At 72.7% G+C, this 26,104-nt stretch carries 20 protein-coding genes; 15 read left to right on the top strand and 5 right to left on the bottom strand.

The genetic code is table 11. The features are described from left to right. Positions 1-147 precede the first annotated feature (147 nt). The 10 genes from AB0M11_RS05220 (at position 148) to AB0M11_RS05175 (ending at position 12,008) form a co-directional block, all read left to right on the top strand. Positions 148-2,487, top strand: coding sequence for a WD40 repeat domain-containing protein (locus tag AB0M11_RS05220; protein ID WP_365701707.1), 2,340 nt, complete (start codon positions 148-150; stop codon positions 2,485-2,487). A gap of 7 nt (positions 2,488-2,494) precedes the next feature. Then, entirely contained in the window at positions 2,495-2,770 is a 276-nt protein-coding gene (locus tag AB0M11_RS05215) for a phosphopantetheine-binding protein (RefSeq protein WP_365701530.1), read from the top strand. Then, positions 2,767-3,732, top strand: coding sequence for a hypothetical protein (locus AB0M11_RS05210; RefSeq protein ID WP_365701528.1), 966 nt, complete (start codon positions 2,767-2,769; stop codon positions 3,730-3,732). Before AB0M11_RS05215 ends, AB0M11_RS05210 begins: the two co-directional genes overlap by 4 nt. Before the next feature lie 92 nt (positions 3,733-3,824). Beyond that, positions 3,825-4,391, top strand: a complete 567-nt coding sequence (locus AB0M11_RS05205; protein WP_365701526.1) for a hypothetical protein — start codon at positions 3,825-3,827, stop codon at positions 4,389-4,391. After that, positions 4,392-6,167 carry a carbamoyltransferase C-terminal domain-containing protein gene (locus AB0M11_RS05200; RefSeq protein WP_365701524.1) on the top strand — a complete coding sequence of 592 codons (1,776 nt, stop codon included), beginning with the start codon at positions 4,392-4,394 and terminating at the stop codon, positions 6,165-6,167. After that, complete coding sequence (locus tag AB0M11_RS05195; protein WP_365701522.1) at positions 6,164-6,442, top strand: acyl carrier protein; 279 nt, start codon at positions 6,164-6,166, stop codon at positions 6,440-6,442. Before AB0M11_RS05200 ends, AB0M11_RS05195 begins: the two co-directional genes overlap by 4 nt. Next, the gene (locus AB0M11_RS05190) at positions 6,439-7,605 is read left to right on the top strand and encodes an acyl-CoA dehydrogenase family protein (RefSeq protein ID WP_365701520.1); all 1,167 of its coding nucleotides are present in this window, start codon (positions 6,439-6,441) and stop codon (positions 7,603-7,605) included. The genes AB0M11_RS05195 and AB0M11_RS05190 overlap by 4 nt, the downstream gene beginning before the upstream one ends. Next, positions 7,605-8,531, top strand: a complete 927-nt coding sequence (locus AB0M11_RS05185) for a hypothetical protein (protein WP_365701518.1) — start codon at positions 7,605-7,607, stop codon at positions 8,529-8,531. The genes AB0M11_RS05190 and AB0M11_RS05185 overlap by 1 nt, the downstream gene beginning before the upstream one ends. Continuing rightward, on the top strand, positions 8,528-9,532 hold the full coding sequence (locus AB0M11_RS05180; protein ID WP_365701516.1) for a DUF1839 family protein: 1,005 nt from the start codon (positions 8,528-8,530) through the stop codon (positions 9,530-9,532). Before AB0M11_RS05185 ends, AB0M11_RS05180 begins: the two co-directional genes overlap by 4 nt. After that, entirely contained in the window at positions 9,519-12,008 is a 2,490-nt protein-coding gene (locus tag AB0M11_RS05175; RefSeq protein ID WP_365701514.1) for a glycoside hydrolase family 2 protein, read from the top strand. Before AB0M11_RS05180 ends, AB0M11_RS05175 begins: the two co-directional genes overlap by 14 nt. Positions 12,009-12,021: 13 nt before the next feature. On the opposite strand, the gene AB0M11_RS05170 is transcribed toward AB0M11_RS05175, so the two are convergent. From AB0M11_RS05170 to AB0M11_RS05160, 3 genes are all read right to left on the bottom strand, one after another. After that, complete coding sequence (locus AB0M11_RS05170) at positions 12,022-12,873, bottom strand: hypothetical protein (protein WP_365701512.1); 852 nt, start codon at positions 12,871-12,873, stop codon at positions 12,022-12,024. A 142-nt stretch (positions 12,874-13,015) separates the two neighbouring features. Further along, complete coding sequence (locus tag AB0M11_RS05165; RefSeq protein WP_365701510.1) at positions 13,016-14,236, bottom strand: metallophosphoesterase; 1,221 nt, start codon at positions 14,234-14,236, stop codon at positions 13,016-13,018. Positions 14,237-14,307: 71 nt separating this feature from the next. Then, entirely contained in the window at positions 14,308-14,715 is a 408-nt protein-coding gene (locus AB0M11_RS05160; RefSeq protein ID WP_365701508.1) for a RidA family protein, read from the bottom strand. A gap of 163 nt (positions 14,716-14,878) precedes the next feature. Between AB0M11_RS05160 and AB0M11_RS05155 the strand changes: the two genes are divergently transcribed. From AB0M11_RS05155 to AB0M11_RS05140, 4 genes are all read left to right on the top strand, one after another. Next, complete coding sequence (locus tag AB0M11_RS05155) at positions 14,879-15,259, top strand: helix-turn-helix domain-containing protein (protein WP_365701506.1); 381 nt, start codon at positions 14,879-14,881, stop codon at positions 15,257-15,259. Positions 15,260-15,625: 366 nt separating this feature from the next. Further along, positions 15,626-15,808, top strand: a complete 183-nt coding sequence (locus AB0M11_RS05150; RefSeq protein WP_365701504.1) for a hypothetical protein — start codon at positions 15,626-15,628, stop codon at positions 15,806-15,808. 232 nt (positions 15,809-16,040) lie between these two features. After that, positions 16,041-17,345, top strand: coding sequence for an MFS transporter (locus AB0M11_RS05145; RefSeq protein ID WP_365701704.1), 1,305 nt, complete (start codon positions 16,041-16,043; stop codon positions 17,343-17,345). Between the two features lie 197 nt (positions 17,346-17,542). Next, entirely contained in the window at positions 17,543-18,568 is a 1,026-nt protein-coding gene (locus AB0M11_RS05140) for an alcohol dehydrogenase (protein ID WP_365701502.1), read from the top strand. Between the two features lie 122 nt (positions 18,569-18,690). Here AB0M11_RS05140 and AB0M11_RS05135 read toward each other — a convergent pair whose 3' ends face one another. Beyond that, a complete protein-coding gene (locus tag AB0M11_RS05135; RefSeq protein ID WP_365701500.1) occupies positions 18,691-20,505 on the bottom strand; it encodes a SpoIIE family protein phosphatase in 1,815 nt (604 codons plus the stop codon). Between the two features lie 260 nt (positions 20,506-20,765). On the opposite strand from AB0M11_RS05135, the gene AB0M11_RS05130 reads away from it, so the two are divergent. Beyond that, positions 20,766-24,875, top strand: a complete 4,110-nt coding sequence (locus AB0M11_RS05130; RefSeq protein ID WP_365701498.1) for a bifunctional nitrate reductase/sulfite reductase flavoprotein subunit alpha — start codon at positions 20,766-20,768, stop codon at positions 24,873-24,875. A 4-nt stretch (positions 24,876-24,879) separates the two neighbouring features. Here the strand turns inward: AB0M11_RS05130 and AB0M11_RS05125 are convergent, their stop codons facing one another. Continuing rightward, the gene (locus AB0M11_RS05125; protein ID WP_365701496.1) at positions 24,880-25,896 is read right to left on the bottom strand and encodes a helix-turn-helix domain-containing protein; all 1,017 of its coding nucleotides are present in this window, start codon (positions 25,894-25,896) and stop codon (positions 24,880-24,882) included. Positions 25,897-26,104: the final 208 nt, after the last annotated feature.

Raw genomic sequence — 26,104 nt, 5'->3', positions numbered from 1 at the left:
CCGTCATGCGTGCACCGTACCCTCAGCCGCCGGGTCAGGACCCGGTTCCGATCCATTGACGCTCTGGTGCCGCCTCCTTGCACCGAAACCTCTACAGATCGTAGGATACGGAACACGGCTGCGGCTCAGTTGAGGGGGCCCTTGAGCGTGGACTCCGAGCGGGACGTCCAACGTCGCATCGCCGAGTTACTGGCGGTGTACGTCCGGCAGGAGAGCCTGGGTTGGCTCACCGTCAACAGCTACATCCGCCAACACCTGCCTGCTCACGCCTCGTTCGGCGACCTTATCGGCGACCTCCTGCAGGATGTCGGCTTTCTCGGTGCCGCCGATCCCAAGCGCCTCATCCCTCAGCTTCTGTCCGTCGCCGCCCACGGTGATCCGACGAGCGCGGGGATCGCCCGTTCGTACATGAGGCTCGGCTCATCCCATGTCGGCGGCACCTTCGCCCAGCGAATCGCCAACCTGACGCTCGAATGCGCCTGCGAGGAGCCGGCCGTCGAACTGCGGACCGATCCGCTGAGCCTCGCCCTGCAGCCGTGGCGACTGGACTTCGCCGAAGGCCTCCCGGCGGCGCTCCCCGACCGCCCGCGCATCGGCTCCCAGGATCTCTCGGCGCTCGATGTGGCGTCGGTACGTGGCAGGCCGCTGATCGCCACCGCCACCGTCGACCACCACATCCAGATCTGGGACGGCACCACCGGCGGTCCGGTACTGGCCTACAAGGCTCACCACGGAGCGATCCGCGGGCTGCGCATCGTCCGCTGCGCCGGGGTGGATCTCGTGGTGTCCTGCGGCGCCGACGCCACGATCCGTTCGTGGGACGTGGACTCGGGCAACCTCGTCCGCCGGATCGCGGCTCCGGCGCCGCTGACCTGCCTCACGTTCGTGCCGGACGGTGACGTTCCGGCGGTGGTCTGCGGCAGCGAGGACGGCTTCCTGAGGACGTGGGACCTGTCCACGGGGGCCCAGCTCGGGGAGTTGAGGGCACATCGAGACGCGGTCGCCGACGTGACGGCGGCCGCGTTCGGAGATGTGCCGGTCCTGGTGTCCGGTGGCATGGACCGCGTCGTCAATGTCTGGCAGCGGATCACCCACGAGAACCTGCTCAGTCTGACCGGTCCTCCGGGCAGCGTCCTCAGTGTGGCGGTGGCCGAGGTGGACGGCGGATCAGTCGTCGCCACGGCCAACTCGGACGAATCCGTCTGGATCTGGGACGGGCGGACAGGAGCGGCCCTGCACCGGCTGACCGGGCATCAGGCGGTCGCCAGTTCCGTGGCGTTCGGCGTCATCGGCAGCGATCCCGTGCTCGCCTCGGGCAGCGCAGACATGACGATCCGGCTGTGGAACTGCCGCACCGGCGAATGCCTCGCCGTGCTGACCGGACACCTCGGAGGCGTCCGCGCACTGGCCTTCGCATCCCTGAACGGGAGGGACGTGCTCGTCTCGGCGAGTGCCGACCGTTCCATCCGGATCTGGGACCCGGCAACCCACGAGAGCCTGGCTCCCGACGCTCCCGGGACGGAGGTCGCCGGCAGCGTGTGGATGTGGGGCAGCGGGACGCCCGCCGTCGCGACGGACCACACACACCGCGGTCCCGTGCGGGGTGTCGCCTTCGCCGACGTCGACGACACGCGGGCCCTGATCTCCGGATCGCTCGACGGCTCGCTTCACGTACGTGACGCCACGACGGGGGAGTTGCTCAGACACTGGCAGGCCAACGAGGGTGGGGTGTTGTCCATCGCCGCAGTCCGTGTGGACGGGCGTCAGACGGTGGTCTCCGGCGGCCACGACGGCCTGGTGTGCCTGTGGGACGTCCACAGTGCCGCGCAGCTCCTGTCTCTCGACGGTCATACCCGCAGTGTCTGGGGTGTCGCTGCCGGAGAGGTCGACGGCCGCCCCATTGTCGTCTCGGGCAGTCGTGATCGGACGGTGCTGGTGCACGACGCCACGACCGGTGAACGCCTGCTGGTTCTGCAAGGGTCGAAGGAGCGCATCTGGGGCGTCGCCTGCGACTCCTGGCAGGGGCGCACCGTCATCGCTGCGGCCAGCACCGACCGAAGCGTCTGGATCTGGGACGCGGCCACGGGCAAGCACCTGCGCCGCCTGTACGGGCACGCCCGTGGTGTCCGCTACGTCGCGTTCGGGCAGCTCAGGGGCCAGCCGGTCCTGGCCGCGTCGAGCGCGAGCGGGGAGGTCCGGGTGTGGAACTACCTGACCGGCGGCCCGCTGGCCACCTTGGCGGCGCACACCGACGGGGTGTGGGGTGTGGCGGCGGACGTCTTCCAGGAGCGCCTGATCATCGCGTCCGCCGGCGACGACCTTTCCGTGCGGCTCTGGGATGTAGTGACACAACGCAGTCTGGCGATCCCGCAGACGTCTCCGGGATACGCCGTCGACCTGAGAGAGGGGCAGATGGCCGTGGGCACTGGTCGTCACGTGGTGGCGGTGAGTCTCCAAGATCTCCTGCTCGACGAGATGAGCGGCTGAGCCGCGCATGGCGAACGAGCCCTCCGTCTCCGCCGGGCGCTTCGAGCAGGCGTTCCGGAGTGTCGTGGAAGCCGCTCTGCCGGCCGCCTGTCTTCCTGACGAAGGCATGACGCTGGCCGACGCCGGCCTGGACTCGTACCAGATGCTGAGTCTGCTGATGGACCTCGAGGGCGAGTTCGGTTCCTTGTGGCCCGTGGAGAAGATGGTGACACTGACGAACCTCACGTCCGTCGGGGATCTGCGGAAGGCGGTCTGGGATCTGCTTGTTCGTGGTGAGCCGTGACGGGCCGGGTTTGCCTGCGGCCCGACCCGTCGGCCTGGGGCGGCGATGCCATTGAGCTGGCCTATCCCGAGCAGACGCCGATCGCCACGTGCCACTGGCGGTGGGTTGCCAACGTGCTCGCCATGCGGGGACACCCCGGCTACTGGGAGCGTCTCGGGCTGGCCTGGGGTGCTCGGTGGGCCGGTGGCGAGGTGTTGTTCGGGTCGATGACATGGCCAGACGTCCTTGCTCGGGCAACCGGCATCGTGGTGGCCATCCGGACCTTCTCCACAGCATCGGAGGCGCGGAGTGCCGAGTGTGCGCTGGCTGCCCGCGACGTACCGGTCATTGTGGAGGTGGACGGCTTTCACCTGCCGGGTACCGCGGCCGGCGGCGGTTGCTCCACCGGGCTCTACCCCGCCTCGGAGTCACCGACGGACCATGTGGTCAAGGCGGTCCTGGTGGCGCGGCGCGGGGGTGGGACCGTCCGCGTCTTCGACGAGGGGCAGGCTGTCGACCTCACCCTCGGGGAATACGAGCAGGCACGGTCCGCACCGTGCCAGGGACGTGCCGAGCCGTTCAAGCTCTACGCCCTCATGCGAGGCCCCCGCGCAGACGTGTCGCCGGAGCGACTCCTGGATCTGGTTCGGCAGCATCTGGGGGACAGCCATCCGGCGTCGCAGCGGGCACTCACCGCGTACATCCGAAGAGCTCGGGAAACGGAGGGGCGGATCGACGTGTGCCGCGTCGCCGGCGAGCGCTACCAGGCGGCGCGCCTCTTCGAGTACCTGGCCGACGAGGGTATCTCCGCGGCCCGGTTGCCGGCCTCGCTCTTCACGGAGCTGACGGAAGCCTGGTACACGCTCCACGTACTCGCCATGCACGAACGCGCTGCACTGCCGCGCCAGCGCCGCCGCCTGGTCCGCCTCCTGGAACAGCTCGCCGACAAGGAGTCGGCGGCCGCCGAGGCGGTCCTCGCATGAGCGCGGAGTACAGCGACGCTGCGGAGTACCGCGGAGCTGAAGGAGGGGCGCCGGGGGTGCCACTGCGGCCGACAGACGACTTCCCTGACAGGATGAGGCCCCTGGTCGACCATGACCGGAAGGTCTTCGGGCGGGTCCGCAACATCACCCGGGCCGTCGCCACGTCGCGGGCCGCCTGGCAGGCCACGGTCCGCGCCGAGCAGATGTTCGTGACCATGAACCGCGTGGACGCGGCCACCTGTGCCCTGCTGTGCCTGTACACCTCCCTGCTCAACGGCTGCCGGTACTGCATCGACGACGCCGCAGGCGCGGCCCTGGAGGAGGGCGTGCCGGCAGATGTCATCCGGTCACTCGCGGAACCGGCGCCGGCCCTGGACGACCGGACCGCCGCGCTGCTGGCCTACGCGAGGTCGGTCGCGCTCGGTGCGGCACAGGTCCCCGAAGGCACCGCGGCGCACCTGGCCGGGTACGTCGATACGGAGGAGATCCTGGAGATCACCGCGATCGTCGCCATGAAGTGCTTCTGGAACAGATTCGTGACCGCTCTGCGCGTCCCTCCGGAGGGACGCTGTGCAGATCCCGGCCTGCTCACGTTTCTGTTCTCCGCTGCCGAGCGTCTCCAGGGAGAGGCGGCAACGCACTGCTCCGGGAGGCGGTGAATGGCCGGTCCGCAGGCACCCGCGTACGTGCTCGGAGTCGGAACGGGCCCCCACGACGGGTCCGCCGCGCTGTTGCGCGACGGCGAACTCGTCGTGATGGTGGAGCAGGAACGGCTCAGCCGCAGACGCTACGCAATGGGTGAGTCGCCCAGCGCCGCGGTCCACGCGTGCCTCGACGACGAGGGGATCGGGGTGGCCGACCTCGACCTGATAGCCGTCGGATGGAACGCCCCTGAACTCGCCGCCGTGGAAGGAGAGGAGTTCGACGAAACGCGGTTCGTGAGGTGGCTGCTGGGACCCTCGGCCGCCGAGCGGGCCCGGCACGTCCCGGTGCACTTCGTCGACCACCACCTGGCACACGCCGCCAGCGCCTTCCACACCAGCGGCCTGCCACGGGCGGCGATCATCGTGGCGGACGGACGTGGCGAATCGGTCGCCACCACCCTGGCCGTAGGTACACCCGACGGCATCGAGGTTCTGAAGTCCTGGGGGCTGGAGCACTCTCTGGGCCACTTCTACGGCTGGGCCGCGGAATGGGCCGGTCTCACCTCCTGGGGGGCCGGCAAACTGATGGGGCTCGCCTCCTACGGACAGCCCAGGCAGCAGGTCCCACTGGTGGCCGGGCTCGAGGACTACGCCGTGAGCACCGCTCCTCCCCCTGGCACACCCGTGCGCCTGCAGTACGCGGTCATGAGAAGCCGCTTGCGCGAGCGCTTCCGGACGGCCAACTTCCCCTTCGCGCCCGCCCTGTCCTCGGACGTCATGGCCTACGCCGACTTCGCGGCCTCGGTGCAGCACGCCCTGGAGGAGGCACTCCTCGCCCTGGCTCGGGCGGCCCGGCGGATGACCGGGTGCGACACCGTGGTCCTGGCCGGCGGAGTGGCCCTGAACTGCGCGGCCAACGGCCGTCTTGCCGAGTCCGGGCTCTTCCGCGAGATGTGGATACCGCCGGTCCCGCATGATGCGGGCGTCAGCCTGGGTGCCGCTCTCCTCGCGGACCGGGAACTGCGCGGCACCCCCCGGCGGACGTACAGCAGGATGCGTGGTGCGTTCTGGGGGCCGCGGACGCCGCGGTCCGGACCGGCGGCCATCGGTGCCCTGGCACAGTTCGACGTGGAAGAGTGCCCAGACGGGACGGTGGCTCGCCGGACGGCGGAGTGCCTGGCGGACGGACTGGTTGTCGGCTGGTGGCAGGGACGCGCCGAAATAGGCCAACGGGCCCTGGGGGCGCGCAGCATCCTGTGCGACCCACGCCGCCGGGACCTGCTGGCGCGGGTGAACCGGATCAAGGGGCGGGAAGGATGGCGGCCGCTCGCGCTGGCGGTGCCCGAGGAACACTGGGGACGGTTCTTCGAGGGAGAGCCGCCCCCGGCCGCCGAGTTCATGCTCACCACTCGTCCGCTGCGCGAGGCGGCCACGAGAACGGTCCCGGCAGGGGTCCATGTCGACGGGACGACACGGCCCCAGGTGGTCCGACCGGCGCAGACGGCGTTTCACCGCATGCTTCTCGACTTCCACGAGCTGTCGGGGGTGCCGACCGTCATCAACACCTCTTTCAACCTGGCGGGTGAGCCGATGGTTCTGGCGCGGGGCGACGCTGTCGAAACGTTCCTCCGTAGCGGGCTCGACGTGCTCGTCCTCGACAACGTGATGGTCCGCCGCCCCGGGTCCCCACCACCCCGGACTCGCGCACCGCGGCAGCGCGGCCTGTCCTTCACACCCTGGAACCGAAGTGCGGCAACGGAAGCGGCGGGAACGGGGGGAGACGCGGGATGACCAGCCCCACGTACAGGAACGACCACCCGGACACGGAGACCATACGGCGGGTCCTGCGAGAGCACGCACGCTTGGCCGTACCCGTGAGCACTGTGGCCGACAGCGACGACCTCTACCAACGGGGCATGACCTCGTTGGCGAGCGTGACGGTCATGCTGGCCCTGGAGGACGCCTTCGACATCGAGTTCGCCGACCGCCTCCTGCGGAAATCGACTTTCTCCAGCATCCGCGCAATTCAGGCGGCGGTGGACGAGATGAGAGCGGTGGCCCCATGACGATCCCGCCGAACGGCCCCGCCGCGGAGCCCACGGTCGAGCGGGCGGCCCGCGTGGCCAGGACCGCGGCAGGGCCCGCCGCCGAACAGGTGGACCGCGACGCTCGCCTGCCCGTGGAGGCCCTGACCGCGCTACGGGAGGCTCGCCCGCTGTTCGCCATGGTTCCGTCGGAACTGGGCGGCGAGAGCGCCGGACTGGCCGAGGTCGGACGCGCGGTGGAAGCCCTCGCGACGTCCTGCGGTTCGACGGCGTTGATCTTCGCCACGCACCAGGTCCAGGTCGCCTGCCTCTTGCGGCACGCGCGCGACAGCACCGCCCTGCGCGCCTTCCTCGCGGAGGCCGCCGAAGGCCAGCTGCTCATCGCATCCGCGACGTCCGAGACCGGTGCCGGCGGGGACGCGCGCACCAGCAGATGCTTCCTGGAGTCGGCGGACGGCAGGTTCCGCGTGGACAAGCAGGTGCCGACGATGTCGTACGGCGCCCACGCCGACGCCGCGCTCGTCAGCGCCGCGCGATCTGCCGACAGCTCGCCGCACGACCAAGTGCTGGTGCTGTGCCGCAGGCCGGAGCTGGAGCTGGAGCAGACCGGCACCTGGGACACCCTTGGCTTCCGTGGCACCTGTGGGCCGCCCCGCAGACTACGGGCCGGCGGGCCACTCACCCACGTCCTCCAAGACCCGTTCGCGGACATCCTGTCCCACACCATGCTGCCCGTCTCCCACGTGTTGTGGGGGTCGGTGTGGCTGGGCCTGGCGACCCGGGCGCTGAACACGGCGAAGCGCTTCCTGCGTGAGTCGGCGCGCCGGTCGCCAGGTGTCCTCCCCGCCGAGAGCCGTGCTTTGGTCGAGGTGGCGGGCGCGCACCAGCGTCTCACGGTCCTGGTCCATGACGCCGCGTCCCGTTGCGACGAGGCATCCGGCGACGAACTGGCCAGGCCTGGGACGGTCGTTGCCATGAACAACCTGAAGATCTCGGCGTCCCGGCTCGCTGTCGACGTCGTCGCGGGGGCGCTGGCGGTCACCGGACTGGCCGGCTACCGAAACGACGGCAGACATGCCCTGGGGCGTCTCCTGCGCGACGTGTACGGAGGCCTGGTCATGGTGGGCAACGAACGCATAGCGGCCAACGCGGCCCGTCTCCTGCTCGCCACCGGAGACGTGTGATGGCCGACGAGCCCATGTCCGGCACCTTCCGCACCGCACTCGTGCGCCGCGGGCTCCTGATACCTCTGGGTGCCGAGGGCGTCTACGGCCACGGCGCCGCTTTCGAGGCCGTCGTCGACGCGGTTCAGAACGCCCTCACCAGGACCGGCTCCGACCAGCGGGCCACAGCCTTACGACTTCCGCCCGTCTACCCGGCCGCTGACTGCCACACCACCGGATACCCGGAGGCGTTTCCCCACCTCGGCGGGGTCGTGTCCTCATTCGGCCGGGACGCGGACGTCCGTCCCCCGTCGGACCGTGCCGCAGCCGTCCCGGAAGACAGCCGACGGGTGACGCCGCGGTCCCCCGCTCTGGCGCTGGTGCCTGCTGCCTGCCATCCGGCGTACGCCATGCACAGGGACGCCGAGATCGGTGACGGGCGGGTGCTGGACATCCGCGGACAGTGTTTCCGCCGGGAACCGTCCCAGGACCCCTTCCGTATGCAGGCGTTCCGGCAGCGCGAATACGTCTATCTCGGCGACGCGGACGGCGCCCGCGCCCACCGCGACCGGTGGGTCGCCCGCAGCCTGGAGTTCCTGGACCGTCTGGGACTGGCGGCGGCACCTGCCGCGGCCGCTGACCCGTTCTTCGGCCGAGGCGGCCGACTCCTGGCCGCCAACCAGCTCGCTGCCGGGGCGAAGACGGAAGCGGTGGTCGCCCTGCGGCTCCCGGATACCACAGACGAGCACGCGACAGTGGCCTTGGCTTCCTGCAATTATCACGGGGACCACTTCGGCGCCGCCTTCGGCATCAAGGGGCCCGACGGGCCTGTGCACACCTCGTGCGTGGGCTTTGGTCTGGAGCGCCTCGCGCTCGCCCTGTTGTACTTCCACGGCTTGGAGCCGGCGCGTTGGCCCGGCGGCGTCCGGCAGGTGCTGGGGCTGTGAAGGCGGTGGTTCCCGTCGACGCGGACACCTATCTGCGACACGCGCTGCACGGTCCGGACCGTGAGTGGCCGGAGACCAACTGCAGCGCCGACGTGTGGATCGAGATCATTCACTCCCTCGGCCTCGACCCGACGCCGGCGGCAGCCTGCGCGCTGTCCGCCGACTTCGTCGGTGACCAGTGGCGCTTCCTCAAGTTCCCGTTCGAGGATCTGAGGGAGCTCTACGGCCTGCACGTGGAGGAGATCACCCTGTGGCGGCCGCTGGTCCAGCACGTCGAGGAACACCTTGCCGGGGGTCGGCTGCTGACGGTCGAGGCCGACGCCTTTCACCTTCCCGACACGGTGGGCACCACCTACAGGAGCACCCACTCGAAGTCGACAGTCGTCCCCAACGCCATCGACACCTCGGCCAGGCGGCTCGCGTACTTTCACGGCGCCGGCTATCACGAGCTGTCGGATGCCGACTTCGACGCCGTCCTGCGGACCGGTGAGAACGACGTCCATGCGGGGCTTCTTCCGTATGTCGAAGTGATCGTGCTCGACCGGGTGGTGCGGCACGAGAGCGCTCGGCAGGTGGACCTCGCCCGCCGGCTGGTCGTCGAGCACGTGGCCCGACGGCCCGCCGACAACCCCGTCGACCGGCTGCGTCTGCGTGTGCTGGAGGAGCTGGACCGGCTGTCCGCGCAGGGGATGACCGCGTTCCATCAGTTCGCCTTCAGCACCCTGCGGCAGTGTGGCGCGAGTGCCGAGTTGTCGGCGTCGGTGCTGGCGTGGCTGACCGAGCGCGGAAGCGGACCTCCGCCCTCGGTGGCCGCGGCGTTCACTGCCGCGGCGGTCGGCGCGAAGACGGCGCAGTTCACCCTGGCACGGTTGGGGAGACGCGGGCACGGCGACCTCGAGCGGGCGCTGCGGACCGTTGCCGCGGCATGGGCTAGGGGAATGGCCGGTGCGGCTGCCTGGGCCGGTGGCGGCGGGGGCTGGTGTGACCGTGACATGGGGTAGGCCGGGCACGGTGCCGGACCTGCTCGCGGGGGCGCACTGGGAGATGCTCGCCACCGCGCCGGGCGAGGTACCTGGGCCGGACCTGCTGAAGGAGCGGTCCGGTTGGATCCCGGCGGAGGTTCCCGGGACCGCTGCCGGCACGCTGCGCACGGTCCACGGCGCCGCGCGAGCACAGGTGGAGGACTACGACGGCCAGGACTGGTGGTGGCGATGCGTCGTCGAGGTGCCGGCCGGAACCGCTCGGTGGTGGCTCGGTCTCGGGGGCGTGGCCACCATCGCGGACGTCTGGGTCGACGGGCGGCACGTCGTGCACAGCCGCAACATGTTCCGCTCCCATGGGGTCGAACTGGCCGGTCTGGCCGGTCAGACGGAAGTGGTGCTGCGGTGCGCCGCCGCCACGCCGCTGGTGGTGGGCCGTCGCCCGCGGCCTCGCTGGAAGGCACCCCTGGTCAAGGACCAGGGGTGGCGGTACCTGCGGACCTCCCTCCTGGGCCGGGCACCCGGCTGGCTCGTCCCTTCGCCGGTAGTCGGTCCCTGGCGCGACGTGGCTCTCCTTCCCGTGGACCGGCCCGTCGTGGTGGGGCGGGCTCTGCGCACCTGGCTGGAAGGCGACTGCGGGATCGTCGAAGCTGACGTGTCCCTCAGGGGCGCGGGCGCGGTGTCGCGCAGCCGCATACGCGTGGGCGACCACGTAGTCGCGTGCGACACGAGATCGCCCGCGCGGCACGTGACGCGTGTGCGGCTGCCCGCGGTGCGTCGGTGGTGGCCCCACACACACGGTGAACAGCCGCTGTACCAGGTCGACATCGAGCTGGACGGAGTGTGGATCACTTTGGGCCGGGTCGGCTTTCGTACCGTCGAGGCTGCCGATGACGGGGGATTCGGCCTGCGGGTCAACGGTGTTCCCGTCTTCGTGGCCGGCGCGTGCTGGACACCGCTGGACCCCGTGTCGCTGCGGAGCGACCCCGCGGAGGTCGCGGCGGCGGTGCGGCAGGCACGGGACGGGGGGTTCAATCTGCTCCGGGTGGTCGGCGGCACCGTCTACGAGACGGACGACTTCCACGACGCCTGCGACGACCTCGGGGTCCTCGTCTGGCAGGACTGCATGCTCGCGGCTCTCGACCCGCCCGAAGACGGTGCCTTCACCGCGGAACTCACCGCCGAGGTGGCGGAACTGGCCGACCGGCTTGCGGGCAGACCGAGTACCACCGTTGTCTGCGGCGGCGACGGGACCGAGCAGCAGCCCCTGCTGCTGGGCCTGCCACCGGGCGAGCCGGACATCCGCGCGGTGACGACGACGATCCCGCGGCTGCTGCGCCACCGGCTTCCGGAGGTGCCCTACGTCACCTCCTCACCAACGGGTGGGACACTGCCGCACCGTCCCGGGGAGGGCATCGCACACTACTTCGGTGTGGGGGCCTACCTGCGTCCCGTGTCCGACGTGCGAACCGCCGGGGTGCGCTTCGCCGCCGAGTGCCTTGCTTTCAGCGTTCCGCCGGAGGAGGAGAGCGTGGAGGCGGCGTTCGGCGACGCCCGCGTGGCGGGCCATGACCCGCGGTGGAAAGCTGCCGTGCCACGCGACCGCACGGCGTCGTGGGACTTCGAGGACGTCCGTGACCATTACGTCAGGACGGTGCTGGGCGTCGATCCCGATGACGTGCGCCGTACCGATCCGGAGCGGTATCTCGACCTCGGACGGGCCGCGGTCTGCTCCGCCATGACGGCCGTCCTGAGCCAGTGGCGCCGTCCCCGTGACCCGTGCGCAGGCGCCGTGGTCCTGGCGCTGCGCGACACCGTGCCCGGGGCGGGCTGGGGCCTGGTCGATGCTTACGGCCGGCCGAAGGCCGCCTGGTATGCGGTGCGTCGTGTGCTCGCCCGCAGGGCGATCCTGGTGCACGACGAAGGGTTGAACGGGACGTTTCTGACGGTGGTGAACCAGACCTCCGCCGAACTGCGCGGCCGCTTGCGGGTGCGGACGTGGGGGCCTCGGGGCGGAGTTCTCGACGAGGGCCACATGGAGATGCGCGTGCCCGCCGGAGAAAGCGTCGAGGTGGATGCCGACGTGCTGATCGGCAGGTTCACGGACCTCAACCACGCCTACCGTTTCGGGTCGCGTTCCCGTGAGGTACTGCAGGCGGTGTTCGTCACCGCCGACGGGCACACGGTCGCGGACCACGTGGCAGTGCTGGGGGAGGAGGCACGGCCGCCGCGTGCCGGGGTGCTGCGGGGCGTCCTGCGGCGGGACGCCCGCGGCTGGACGGTGGACGTCACCGCGGACGAACTCGCGCAGTGGGTGGTCGTGTCGGCGAGGGGTTACCGCACGGACGACGCATGGTTCCACATGGCCCCGGGCACGACGCGCTCGGTGCGGCTGGACGCGGACATGGCGACGGATCCACGGCTGCCGCTGGTCAGGCTGCGCGCCCTCAACGCGTATGCGACATCGGCGGCGCTGGACGAGGGCGACGGGCCGTGACGGGCACCGGTGGTCAGGCGCGGGCGAGTTCGGGGAGGGTACGCAGCACGAGAGCGCCGGTGGTACGACTGCTGAGGTAACGCTCGACGGCGTGCGCGTCGCCTCCGTTGTCGACGACGACTTCCTCCTGTGCCGCGATCTGCGGCCACCACGTGCCGAGCCGCCCCGCGCACGCCACGGGGTCACGAAGGTCGCGTACCGTCGTCCACAGTCCGACCGGGAGATCCTCCACGACTATGCGCTCGCGGACCATCCGCAGTCCCAGGGGCGAGCCCGCGGTGATGAACGCCTCCACACGGTGCTCTGGATTCTGCCGCAGGTACTCGTAGGCCACGACCGAACCGAGGGAGTGGCCGACGAGTACCCGGCAGTCCGGGGTGACGGCCTCCTTGACGCGAGCGTCGACGGCGGCCTTGAGCCCCGGATCGGCGAGGTATCTGTGCACCTGGCGGAGGACACCGAGGTAGAGCACCGCGGCGGCGGCGCCGAAACAGCGGTCGAACGCGTACAGCAGCGCCTGCAGGGGGCGGGGAACTCGGGTGTAGCCCTTCTCTGCCGCTGAAGGGACGGAGGCGATCTGCTCGGGCGTCAGCGCGTCGGACAGCCAGGCGCGCAGGTGCGTGATCTCCTGGTCGGTCAGACCGTCCCAGTCCAGTTCCTTCCGGCCCGCGGCCGCCTTGCCCGCGGTTCGTGGCACCGGCAGGTAGAGGTCCCCGTAGAAAGCGAGATCCACCGACGGTTGTTCCACCCGGTGCCCGGCGGCACGTTCCAGGCCGTCGGCCAGCGCGGGTCCCCAGGTTGCCAGGAGTTGGTGCCGACCGCGCTGGTGCATTCCGATGCCGTGAACGCCCGTCAGTTTCGCCATCTCGGATCCCCCTCCACCCCGGCGCCGTGAGTACTGAGTCTCGCAGAACGGGGTGGCGAAGCGGTCCGAATCGGGGGCGCCCGTTGCCTGCTTCCCCGCGGCTCGGACACCGCTCTCGGCGGATGCGTCGGGCCGCCCTGTCCTACGCCGAGGCCGGCGGTGGCGTGGAGCGGAGTACGAGGAGGGTGATCTCGCTGGGGGCGAGGACGCGGAACGGCGGGCCCCAGAAGCCGGTGCCGCGGCTGGTGTAGAGGAGGGTGCGGGTGCCGTGCCGGCTGAGGCCGGCGAGGACGGGCTGGTCGATGCGGACCAGGTGGTGGAAGGGCCAGATCTGGCCGCCGTGGGTGTGGCCGGAGAGCTGGAGGTCGACGCCGGCGGCCGCCGCCCGGTCGACGAACTTGGGCTGGTGGGCGAGGAGCAGGACGGGCAGGTCGGGGTCGGCGCCGTTCAGGGCTCCGGCGAGGTGGGCGCGGTGGCCTGCCAGGCCGGAGGACTCGGCGGTGACGTCGTCCACGCCGGCGACCACGAGGGTGTCGCCGCCGCGTTCGAGCAGCACGTGGCGGTTGCGCAGCGGTTCCCAGCCCAGTTCGTCCATCAGGTCGACCCAGCCCTGGGCCTCGCTGTAGTACTCGTGGTTGCCGGTGACGTACACGCGGGCGCGGGTGGCCCGTACCGTGCCGAGCGGGAGGGCCTGGGCGCGGCGGCGTTCGGCGGTGCCGTCCGCGATGTCGCCGGTGTGGCAGACCAGGTCGGCCTCCAGGGCGTTCACCGTCTCGCAGACCCGTGCCGACCACCGGGTGCGGTCGAGCGGGCCGTAGTGGGTGTCGGTGATGAGGGCGACGCGCAGGCCGTCCAATCCGGCGCCCAGCCGCGGGAGTCGCACGTCGAGGCGGCGTACCCGGGGCACGCGGCGGGCCTCGGTGTGCCCCCAGGCGAGCAGTGCGGCGGTGGTGCCGAGGACGGCCCAGGTGACGATGCGGGCCCGGTCCTGGCCCGTGCCGGCGCCGGCCACGGTCAGGGCGAGCCGCAGCACCACGCCGAGCAGGACGGACCAGGTGAACAGGACCCAGCTGATCCCCAGCAGGGTGTCACCGACGATCGCCGCCCGGTCCTGCTGGCGTCGGCCGTGGCCGCGCACCATCGCCAGCGGCATGCCGCCGAGGCCGAGGACGAACAGCGCGGTGCCGGCCGACGTGACGGGCACCGGCCAGTGCTGGCCGGTGTACAGCAGCACCCAGCAGGGCACGGCCCACAGCAGGACCGGGGCGATCAGCGGGAGGTAACGCATCAGGTGGTGCAGTCGGCTCCGCCGCGGAGCCCGCGCCTCGCTGTCGGCGGGCCGGGTGTCGCTGGTGTCGGTCACGCTTCCCCTCTCTGACCGGGCTGCCCCCTCGCGCACTGTATCCGGTCGCCCCGGCCCGGCCGAACGTGCGCTCAGTCGAGGATCGCGGTGGCCTCGATCTCGACCAGGTGGTCGGGGACGTCCAGTGCCGCGACGCCGAGCAGTGTGGTCGGCGGGACCGGTGTGACTCCCAGCCGGGCGGCTGCCCGGGAGACGCCCTGAAGGAGCGCGGGCATCTTGTCGGGGGTCCAGTCGACGACGTGGACGGTCAGTTTCGCGACGTCGTCGAACGAACCGCCGGCCTCGGCCAGGGCGGTGCCTATGTTGAGGTAGCACTGCTCGACCTGAGCGGCGAGGTCGCCTTCGCCGACCGTGACCCCGTCGGCGTCCCAGGCGACCTGTCCGGCGACGAAGACCAGCTTCGACCCGGTTGCGATCGACACCTGCCGGTAGACGTCGATCCTGGGCAGTCCGCTGGGGTCGACCAGGGTGATAGCCATGCTGTCCGTCTCCTCTGCCATGAGCTGCCATGAGCTGCCATGAGCGCCCGTGGGCTCGCGGCCCCGCCCTCCGGGCGCCGGCGCTCTCTTGTGGTTACTGGGGAACCGTAGGAGAGTGACCTCTGACATGGAAGAACGCACTTTTCAGTGACTGGGGAACCCGATGGTGACCAAGCAGTTCAGCGGCTCTCCCGAGGACGCGGACCTCAGGCGCGCGGATTCCCTGGCGCGGGAGATCTTCTCCGACGTGGCCAACAAGTGGGCGTTCCTGATCATCGAGACCCTCGGCGAGCGCACCCTGCGCTTCAGCGAACTGCGCGACGAGATCGAGGGCATCAGCCACAAGATGCTCACCCAGAACCTGCGCATGCTGGAGCGCAACGGCCTGGTGGAGCGCACCGTGCACCCCACGGTGCCGCCCCGGGTCGAGTACACCCTCACCGCCCCGGGCCAGGGCCTGCGTGCCACCGTCGACGGCATGTGCGACTGGACCCACCGGTACCTCGGCGACATCGAGACCGCCCGCCGCCGCTTCGGCACCTGACGCCCGCTGCGTGCGCCTGTGCGGCCCACGGGGCCGCGCGGGGCCTCGTCCGTGAGGGCGGTGACGGCGTTTCGCCGCGTGTGGTCGCCGACGCCCGCGGAACCGGTTGCCCGGCCGCAGGGGCGACGACCGCGTGAGCGTGGTCAAGGGGCCGAATCGGCGGCGGACGAGGGGTGAAGGGGCTGCCGTTCCCTCTGATATCGGGTCAATTCCCGTGCGGATTCGGCAATCCGGTGCGACGAGCGGGAAAGACGGCCACAATGTGGCGGTGAGGCCGGCGGCGTGCGGCGGCCGACTGTCGTGTGCTGTGAAAAGAGATCCCTTTCTTCAGGCGACGGCGTACGCTCCGCGTCGGAAGGGGGTGCCATGGCCGCTCATGCGAAAGCGCTCGGGATCTGGTGGCTGGCCACGATGGCTGCCCTGACCACGGCGGTCATCGCCGTCGTCCTCGTCGTCCAGGCCGACTCGGGAGAGGCCTCCCCGCCGCCGGTGTCCCCCTTGACCGCCCCGGCGACGAACGTGCCCGGCGCGGCGAGCCCCGCGCCGTAGACCTCCCGTCACCCCGCACACCGGATGGCCGTCCCGTCTCACGGGTGTCCGGATCGCGAACCGTCCCCCCATGTCCCGGATATGCGGCCTATGCCGCCTATGGTGGCTTCTGGTGGCGGGCCTCGGTGGCGGGCCTCGGTGGAGGGGACGGCGGGTGGGGACCGTGGCAGGGGCGGAGTCGGCCGGGCGGCGGTCCTGGGCGCCGCTGCTGGCGGTGTGCGCCGGGTACTTCATGGTCATCCTCGATGTGACGGCCATCAATGTCGCCGTGCCGGTGATCGGCCGTCAGCTGTCGGCCTCGCTCACCGGCATCCAGTGGATCACCGACGGCTACACCCTGGTCTTCGCGGGGTTCCTGCTGACCGGCGGCGCGCTGGGCGACCGGCTGGGCAACCGCCGGGTCTTCTGCGCGGGCGTGACGGTGTTCACCCTGGCCTCGGCCGGCTGCGCGCTCGCCCCGGGCACCCCGTTCCTGATCGTGGCCCGACTGGTGGAGGGGCTCGGCGCCGCCCTGATCGTGCCCGGCTCCCTGGCGCTGCTCCAGCAGGCCTACCCGACGTCGGCCGCACGCTCGCGGGCCTTCGGGCTGTGGGGTTCGATGGCGGGCATCGCGGCCGCCGCCGGTCCGCTGCTGGGCGGCCTGCTCGTCTCCACCCTGGGCTGGCGCTGGGTGTTCCTCGTCAACCTGCCCGTCGGCGCGGCCTGCCTGCTGCTGACGCTGCGGCATGTGGCCCGCTCGCCCCGGCGCGCCGACCGGCCGCTGGACTGGCCCGCGCAGTGCGCGGTGGTGCTGACGGCTGCCCTGTTGACCGCGGCGCTCAACGAGGCCGGCCGACGGGGCTGGTCGGATCCGGCGGTGCTCGCCGGGCTGGGCCTCGCCGTGCCGGCCGCCGTGGCGTTCGTGGTGCGCGAGCGGCTGGCCCGCTCGCCCGTCCTTCCGCCGAGCCTGCTGCGCTCCCGTGCGCTGAGCGGGGGTGCCGCCATCGGCCTGCTGTTCAACTTCGCCTTCTACGGCATGGTGTTCACCGCCAGCCTGGAATTCCAGCACCAGCGTGGCTTCAGCGCCCTCGGCACCGGGCTCGCGCTGTTTCCGGCGGTGGCCATGACCATGTTCGCCTCGGTCCTGTCCGGTCGGCTGGCCCGCCGCACCGGGGATCGTCCGCTGGTGGTCTCCGGGATGCTGCTGGCCGCCCTCGGCCTGGCAGGCTGGGCCGCGGCGGGAGCCGACCCCCGCTACCCGCTGCTGGTGGCCCCCATGATGGCCGCGGGCTTCGGCACCTCCTTCGCCCTCACCGGGGCCACCGCCACCGTCATGGGTGCCGCGCCCGCGGCGTACTCGGGCGCCGCCTCCGCCCTGTTCAACACCACCCGGCAGATCGGCAGCGCCACCGGCGTCGCGCTCGGCGGCAGCCTGCTCGCCACGGCCACCGACTACACGACCGGTCTGCGCACCGGCATGGCCGCCGGCGCACTCGCCTACCTGGCCGCCGCGGGCCTCGCCCTGCGGTGCGTGCCGACGCCGCCGAAGAGGACCTAGTGCCCCGGCAGCCATGCCGAGGGCGCGCACCGGACGCCGCTCCTCGACGGGCAGACGTCGCCTGCCGGGGCACCAGCACCGCACGACGGGGCGTCGCCCCGGTGCCCGGCGTCCGACGCGCGGGATCGGCCCGGAACTGGTGTGCTGGGGGAGGGGGCAGCGGACCGTGCCCGTCGTACCCGTTCCGGGAGTGACCCATGAGTATGTACCGAGTCGCGCAGGTGACCGCTCCGGGTGGGAGCTTCGAGATCGTCGAGCGGGAGGTGCCGCGGCCGGGGCGCGGCCAGGTGCGGATCGCCGTGGAGGCCTGCGGCATCTGCCACAGCGACACCTTCTTCGTCACCGCCGCACTGCCCGGCGTCACCTTCCCGGTGGTCCCCGGCCATGAGATCGCCGGACGGATCGAGGAGCTGGGCGAGGGCGTCGAGGACTGGGGCTGGCAGCTCGGCGACCGGGTGGCGGTCGGCTGGTTCGGCGGCAGCTGCTTCCACTGCGAGCCGTGCCGCCGGGGCGACTTCGTCGTCTGCGAGAACCTCAAAGTGCCCGGCTGGCGCTACGACGGCGGTTTCGGCGAGCGGGTCGTCGCGCCGGTCGACGCGCTGGCCCGCATCCCCGACGGCCTGACCGCGGCCGACGCGGCCCCCATGGGCTGCGCGGGCGTGACCACCTTCAACGGCCTGCGGCGCAGCCCGGCCGAGCCCGGGGACCTGGTCGCCGTCGTCGGGCTCGGCGGACTCGGCCACCTCGGGGTGAAGTACGCGGTGGCCATGGGGTTCGAGACGGTGGCCGTCGCCCGCGGCGCGGAGAAGGCCGACTTCGCCAAGCAGCTCGGCGCCCACCACTACGTCGACTCCACGGCCGAGACCCCGGTGGGGGAGGCACTCCGGTCGCTCGGCGGTGCCCGCGCCGTGCTCGCCACGGCGGGCAACTCCCAGGCGATCTCGGCGGCCGTGGACGGGCTGGCGCCCCGAGGCGAACTCGTGGTGATCGGGGCCGACCCCGAGCCCCTCGGGATCAGCCCGCTCCAGCTGCTGCTGAGCGGCCGGGTGATCCGCGGCCACCCGTCCGGCACCGCGCGGGACGTGCAGGACACCATGGAGTTCAGCGCCCTGCACGGGATCCGCCCGACGATCGAGACCGTACCGCTGGAGCAGGCGGGCGAGGCGTACCAGAAGATGCTCACCGGGGCCGCGCGCTTCCGGATGGTGCTCGCCTACGACTGAGGGTCACCTACGACTGAGGGTCACCTACGACTGAGCGTCACCTACGACTGAGCGTCACCTACGACTGAGCGTCACCTACGACTGAGCGTCACCTACGACCGAGCGTCACGCGCGACTGAGCCTCACGCGGCCGCGCCGCCCTCCCCGTACGGCGTGCGCCCCGGCGTGCCTGCGGGCCGCTCAGCCCGTACCGCACGAGCCGCGAGCAGCGCGATGTCGTCCTCGGAGCCGGGGGCCAGACGGGCGAGGACCGTGTCGAGGATCTTGTCCAGCGGGTCGGCGGGACACAGCGCCAGGCCCGTCAGCCGGGCCAGGCCGCGGTCGATGTCCTCTCCGCGCCGCTCCACCAGACCGTCCGTGTACAGGAGCAGCACGCCGCCGCGCTCCGGGGCGACCCGCTGCTCGTACCGGCCCAGCCCACTGCCCAGCGGCGGGCCGACCGGCACCGGGACCAGCTGGATCCCGCCGGACGGGCCGAGCCACACCGGCGGCAGGTGCCCGGCGCTGGCGTAGGTGAGCGTGGTGGCGTCCGAGTCGGCGAGCGCGAGGAAGCAGGTGGCCACCCGCTCGAAGCCGGAGTCGGCGACCATGCGGTCCGCGTGCTGCAGGATGCGCCGCGGCGAGAGCCCCGCCAGGGCCAGCGCCCGCAGGGTCGAACGGTAGTGGCTCATCGCCACCGCCGCGTCCACGCCGTGGCCCATCACGTCCCCGATGACCAGCATGGTGCGACCGTCGGGCAGCGCCAGGACGTCGTACCAGTCGCCGCCGATCACCGAGCCGTCGTCGGCGGGACGGTAGCGGGCGGTGGTCTCCACGCAGGTGTGCTGCTGGAGCTGGCCCGGCTCGGCAAGCAGCGCCCGCTGCAGCTCCAGGGCCATGGTGTGCTCGCGTTCGAAGCGGACCGCGCGGTCCAGGGCGCGGGCGGCGCGGGCGGCCAGCTCGCGGGCCACCGTGGCGTCCTCGTTCGAGAAGGGCCCGGAGTCACCGGCTCGGGCCAGCAGCAGAATGCCGAGCACCCTTCCGTCCGCGACCAGGGGAGCGAGCAGCACCGAGTGGACCCGGGCGGTCAGGCACGCGCGGGCCGGCGCCCAGCGCGGAATCAGCGACCGCCACTGCGCCGCGGTGATCGCGTCACGCCGCCAGACCCGGCCCGCCGCCAGGTTCCGCCGGGTCCCGGTGCCGCGCGGCCAGCCGACCAGCTCCCCGCGCGCGTCCAGGGCCGCCAGGCCGGTGACCAGCCCGGGGCGCGTGGCGTACGCCGCGAGCCGGGTCGGCGTCCGCCGCGCCGACGCCGTGTCCGGCGGACTCAGCTCCACCCCGGCCGCGTCCGCCAGTTCCGGCACGACGAAGTCCGCCAGCTCCCGGCAGGTCCCGGCGACGTCGGTGCCGGTGCCGATCCGGGACGCGGCCGAGTCCAGCAGCGCCAGCCGCCGATGGGCGCGCTCCAGCTCGTACACGTACTGCTGCGGCTCACTGATCTCCAGGGCGACCGCGGCCACGCCCACCACCTTGCCGGTGCCGTCCACGAGCCGGTGGTACACGCACCGCCACTCCCGGACCTGGTACGGCGAGTCCGTCCAGGTGCGCCCGGTGACGACGGCCTCGCGCGGCCGGCCGTCGCGGATGACGTCCCGCAGCACCTGGTCGGGCCGCCGGAGGTGGGGCAGCACCTCCTTCTGGGTGCGGCCGAGGTACGCGGAGGCGGGCAGGCCGGTCGCGCGGGCCATGTGCGGATTGACGTAGAGGTAGCGCAGCTCGGTGTCCATAACCGCGAAGCCGACGGCCGCGTCCTCGACGATGCCGCGCAGCAGGTCGGGGTAGCCGATGCCGGCGGGAGAGGTGCCCGGCGCCGTCGGTGAGCCCCGCGCGACCGGAGCCGGCGGTGCGGCCGGGGGCGCCGTACCGGCCGGTCGTCCGGGGGAGGTGTCCCTGTCCACCCGGTCCTCCTCGCCTGCCCCTCCCTCGGCCGCCCTCATCGTGCAACAGCTCCGGGCCCGGCGCATCCCGGGACGGCCCCGAACCGTCGTGCGGGGGCATGCGGGGAGCGGTCCGGGCCGGTCCGCTCACACCGGCCGGAGCGGGTCTGTGCGGCGGCCTTAACCCCTGTCGCGCGGGAGCGGTGACGCCGGTGTAATCAGCCGTGCCTACGGTCGGGGTCGGACCGAAGAGGCTGGACCAGCAGGAACAGGGGGCGCCCGTGGCCGCGCCGGACTCGCGCAGCACCGACACCACAAGGGTGCGGACCGTCTGTTCGTACTGCGGGGTGGGCTGCGGCATGGTCCTGGACATCGGCAGGGGCCCGGACGGCCGCCGTACCGTCCTGAAGGCCTCCGGGGACAAGGAGCACCCCGCGAACCTCGGCAGGCTCTGCACCAAGGGCGCGACCACCGCCGACATGCTCGCCGCGCCGGGCCGCCTGACCACCGCGCTGCTGCGGCCCGAGCGGGGCGAGGAGGCGGTGCCGTCCGCCGTGGACGCGGCGGTCGCCGAGACCGCGCGGCGGCTGCGCGCGATCGTCGACGAGCACGGTCCCGACGCGGTCGCCCTCTACGTCTCCGGCCAGATGAGCCTGGAGGCCCAGTACCTCGCCAACAAACTCACCAAGGGCTACCTGCGCACGAACAACATCGAGTCCAACTCCCGGCTCTGCATGGCCGGGGCCGCCACCGGCTACAAGCTCTCCCTCGGCGCCGACGGGCCGCCCGGCTCGTATCAGGACCTCGACACGGCGGACGTCTTCCTCGTCATCGGCTCCAACATGGCCGACTGCCACCCCGTTCTCTTCCTGCGCCTGCTGGACCGGGTCAAGGCGGGCGCGAAGCTGATCGTCGTCGACCCGCGCCGGACCGCCACGGCCGCCAAGGCGGACCTCTTCCTCCAGATCAGGCCCGGCACCGACCTCGCGCTGCTGAACGGCCTGCTCCACCTGCTGTACGAGAACGGGCACACCGATCCCGAGTTCATCGCCGCGCACACCGAGGGCTGGGAGGCGATGCCGGAGTTCCTCGCCGACTACCCGCCCGCGGTCGTGGCCGGCCTCACCGGGATCCCCGAGGCGGACCTGCGGGCGGCGGCCCGGCTGATCGGCGAGGCGGGGGAGTGGACCAGCTGCTGGACCATGGGCCTGAACCAGTCCACGCACGGCACCTGGAACACCAACGCACTGGTCAACCTGCACCTCGCCACGGGGAAGATCTGCCGCCCCGGCAGCGGCCCGCTCTCCCTCACCGGCCAGCCCAACGCCATGGGCGGCCGCGAGATGGGGTACATGGGGCCGGGCCTGCCCGGCCAGCGGTCGGTGCTCGTCGCCGCCGACCGCGCGTTCGTGGAGGAGCGGTGGAGGCTGGCGCCCGGCACGATCCGCGCCGACGGCGTCGGCAAGGGCACCGTGGAGATGTTCCAGCGGATGGCCGACGGCGAGATCAAGGCCTGCTGGATCATCTGCACCAACCCGGTCGCCTCCGTCGCCAACCGCCGGACCGTCATCGAGGGCCTGGAAGCCGCCGAGTTCGTCGTCACCCAGGACGTCTTCACCGACACCGAGACCAACGCCTACGCCGACGTCGTGCTGCCCGCCGCCCTGTGGACCGAGACCGAGGGCGTCCTCGTCAACAGCGAGCGCACCCTCACCCTCGCCCGCCCCGCCGCCGAGCCGCCCGGCGAGGCCACCGCCGACTGGCGGCTGATCGCCGCGGTCGCCCGCGCGATGGGCTTCGAGGACGGCTTCCGCTACGACAGCGCGGAGCAGATCTTCGAGGAGATCAAGGCCTTCCACAACCCGCGGACCGGCTACGACCTGCGGGGCGTGACCTACGACCGGCTGCGCGCCGCCCCCGTCCAGTGGCCGGCCGCCACCGCCGACGGCCCCGACCGCAACCCCGTCCGGTACGTCGACGCCGACGGCGCCCTCACCTTCGCCACCGCCTCCGGGCGCGCCGTCTTCCACGCCCGGCCGCACGTGGACCCGGCCGAGCTGCCGGACGACGACTACCCGTTCGTCCTCAACACCGGCCGTCTCCAGCACCAGTGGCACACCCTGACCAAGACCGCGAAGGTCGCCAGACTGAACAGGCTCGACCCCGGCCCGTTCGTCGAGGTCCACCCCGAGGACGCGGCCGCGCTGGGGCTCGCCGAAGGCGACTCGGTGGAGGTCGCCTCGCGGCGCGGCCGGGCGGTGCTGCCGGCGGTCGTCACGGACCGGGTGCTGCCGGGGTCCTGTTTCGCGCCCTTCCACTGGAACGACCTGTTCGGCGAGTACCTCAGCGTCAACGCCGTGACCAGCGACGCGGTCGACCCGCTGTCCTTCCAGCCCGAGCTGAAGGTGTGCGCGGTGTCGCTCACCAAGGTGTCCACGCCCGTGACCGTGCGGGCGCCCGGTGCCGCCCGGACCCCGGCCGCCGACGCCGCCCCCGCCGACGCCGCCGTGCCTGGTGCCGCCGCTGCGGTGCCCACCGCCGTGCCGCCCGCCGCCGCCGCGGTGTTCGGACTCGACCCGGCGCCGCCGCCGGTGCTCACCGACCGCGAACGGCAGTACCTGGTCGGCTTCCTCGCCGGCATCCCGGTCGGCGCCCCCGGCGTTCCCGTGCTGCCGCCGGACGCGCCGTTCAGCCCGGAGCACGCCCTGTGGGTCGACGGCGCCCTCGCCGGCATGTACTCCCGCTCCGGCGCGGCCCCGGTCACCGCGCCCACGACCCCGGCCCGTCAGGTGATGGTCCTCTGGGCCTCGCAGACCGGCAACGCCGAGGACTTCGCCGCCACCGCCGCCGAGCGGCTCGCCGCCGGCGGCCACGCGGCCTCCCTCGTCGCCATGGACCAGGCCGACCCGGCCGCCCTGCCCAGCGGCGCCGACCTGCTCCTGATCACCAGCACCTTCGGCGACGGCGACGCTCCCGACAACGGCGCCGGTTTCTGGGACGGCCTGGCCGCCCTCGACACCGGGCGCCTGGCCGGCCGCCGGTACGCCGTCCTGGCCTTCGGCGACTCCTCCTACGACGACTTCTGCGGACACGGCCGGCGCCTGGACAGCCGCATGGACGAACTGGGCGCGGTCCGGCTCGCGCCGCGCACCGACTGCGAACCGGACTACGAGACGCAGGCGCAGGCCTGGCTCGACCAGGTGCTCACCGCCCTCAGGGACGGGTCCCCGCCCCCCGCCGCGCCTGCCCCGGCGCCCGCCAGGCCCCGGCGCCCCGCCCCCGTCACCGCCCGGCTCGTCGGCAACCGGCTGCTCAGCCTGCCCGGCGCCGGAAAGGAGGTCCGCCGCTTCACCCTCGACAGCCGGGACAGCGAGACCCCGCTGGTCTACGAGGCGGGCGACGCGCTCGCGGTCCACCCGCTCAACTCCCCCGACCTGGTGGCGGAATGGCTGGACGTGACCGGTCTCGACGCGACAACCGGCGTGCGGATCGACGGAGTCGGTGAGGTTCCCCTGGTCGAAGCCCTCTCCCGGCATCTGGACATCACCCGCGTCACCCCGGACCTGCTCCGCTTCGCCGCCGAACGCACCCGCGACCCCCGCGAGTTGCGCACACTGCTGCGCCCCGACAACAAGGACGGGCTGGCCAGGTGGTCCTGGGGCCGGCAGGCGGTCGACGTCGTCGCCGAGTTCGGGATCCGCGCCGACGCCGATGACTGGGCCGGTGTCCTCGGCAGGCTCCAGCCGCGGCTGTACTCCATCTCCTCCAGCCCGCTCACCGACCCCCACCAGGTCTCGCTGACCGTCTCCGTCGTCCGCTACGAGAACCTGCGCGGCCGGCCCCGGCAGGGCGTCTGCTCGCCGTTCCTGGCCGACGCCGGACCCGGCACCGAGGTGCCGGTGCACGTCCAGCGCTCCGCGCACTTCCGCCCGCCCGCCGATCCGGCGACCCCCATGGTCATGGTCGGCCCCGGCACCGGGGTGGCGCCGTTCGTCGGTTTCCTCCAGGAGCGCCGCGCCCGCGGCCACCGCGCCCCGAACTGGCTGTTCTTCGGCGAACAGCACCGGGCCACCGACTTCTACTACGAGGAGGAGCTCACCGCCCTGCTCGCCGAGGGCACCCTGAGCCGCCTCGACACCGCCTTCTCCCGCGACCAGCGCGCCAAGGTCTACGTGCAGGACCGGATGCGCGAGCACGGCCCGCTGCTGTGGTCCTGGCTGCAGGACGGCGCCCACTTCTACGTGTGCGGCGACGCCTCCCGGATGGCGAAGGACGTCGACCGGGCCCTGCGGGACATCGCCACCGTGCACGGCGGACTGACCGAGGACGAGGCGACGGTGTACGTCAAGCAGCTGGCCGCGGACCGGCGGTACGTCCGGGACGTGTACTGAGCCGCTACTGAGTGGCCATCAGGTGGCGCATGGTGAGGGCCAGTTGCAGCCGGAACCGGCCCTGCGGGGTGCGCACCGACCAGCCCAGCAGATGCTCCGCGTGCGTCAGCCGGTCCTGGAGCGTGGAGTGGTGGACGTTGACCTCGGCGGCCGCCGCCCGCAGGCTCGCCGTCGACGCGACCGCGTGCAGCGTGCGCAGCATCCAGGGCGCGTCCGCCGCGGCGGCCTGCACGGCGCGGACGTCCGGCGCCGGTTCCGCGCCGGGTACGACGAGACCGGCGAGCAGGGCGACCCCGCCCAGCTCGTCGGCGTGCACGACGGACGGGCCGCCGGGCTCCTGCGCGCCGCCGTCGGACGTGAACCGCAGCGCGGTACGGGCCGCCGCCCAGGACCGGGGGAGGTCCTGGGCGGCCACGGCCGGACCCACACCCGCCCGTCCCGCCGACGGCGGGAGCGGTGTCCCGTCGGCCACGATCCGGGGCGGGCCGTCGGCGACCGCCACCGCCCGGAACCGCGCCGCCGGGTCGGCGGCGTCCAGGCCGAGCAGGCGGGCCGCGTGCAGCCGGGCCGGTGGCGGGGCGCCGGCGTCCAGGACCGTCTCGACCAGCGCGGGATCGTCCACCGGCGGCCCCGGGGCCCGGCCGCGGGTGCGGTCGAGGACGGAGCGCACGGCCGCCGAGGCCCGCTCCAGGATCACCGCGTCGACGACGCTCGGACCGTCGGCCCCGGCGCGCTCCAGCCACAGTCCCGGCGGCCCGCCCGGGACCAGCGGCGCGCACGGCCAGCCGGGCTCGGGCGCGCTCGCGACGTCCGTCCGGCGCCCGTCCGGCTCCACCCGCAGCCGGACCCGCCGCTCCTCGTCGGCCAGCCGCGCCGGACACCCGGCGAGCACGGCCGCGCCGCGCACCAGCGCCTCCAGACCGGCCCGGGTCTCGGCCAGCCGGTCGAAGTAGGCGATGACCGCGACGGCCGCGCCGGCATCCGGGTCCACCGCGGCCAGTCGCCCCGCCAGCTCTTTCATACCGCCATGATGCGCCCTGCGGCCCCGCTCCGAGGAGTGCCGTCCGCGCCGGGGCGGCCGTCATCACCGGCCACGGGGGCCGCCGTCTGCCCGCGGGCAGCGCGCGGGGCGGCGCCGTCCACGAGGAGTACGGGTCCGCCGTCGCCTGCCGGGCCGGGACGGACACCGACGTCGGTACGGCGGCCGCCTCGCGGGGGCTCCAGGCACG

Source organism: Streptomyces sp. NPDC051987 (genome assembly GCF_040680735.1).
Taxonomy (GTDB): domain Bacteria; phylum Actinomycetota; class Actinomycetes; order Streptomycetales; family Streptomycetaceae; genus Streptomyces.
Note: the sequence above shows the minus strand (reverse complement) of the source record. Positions and strands in the feature narration are given on the sequence as shown.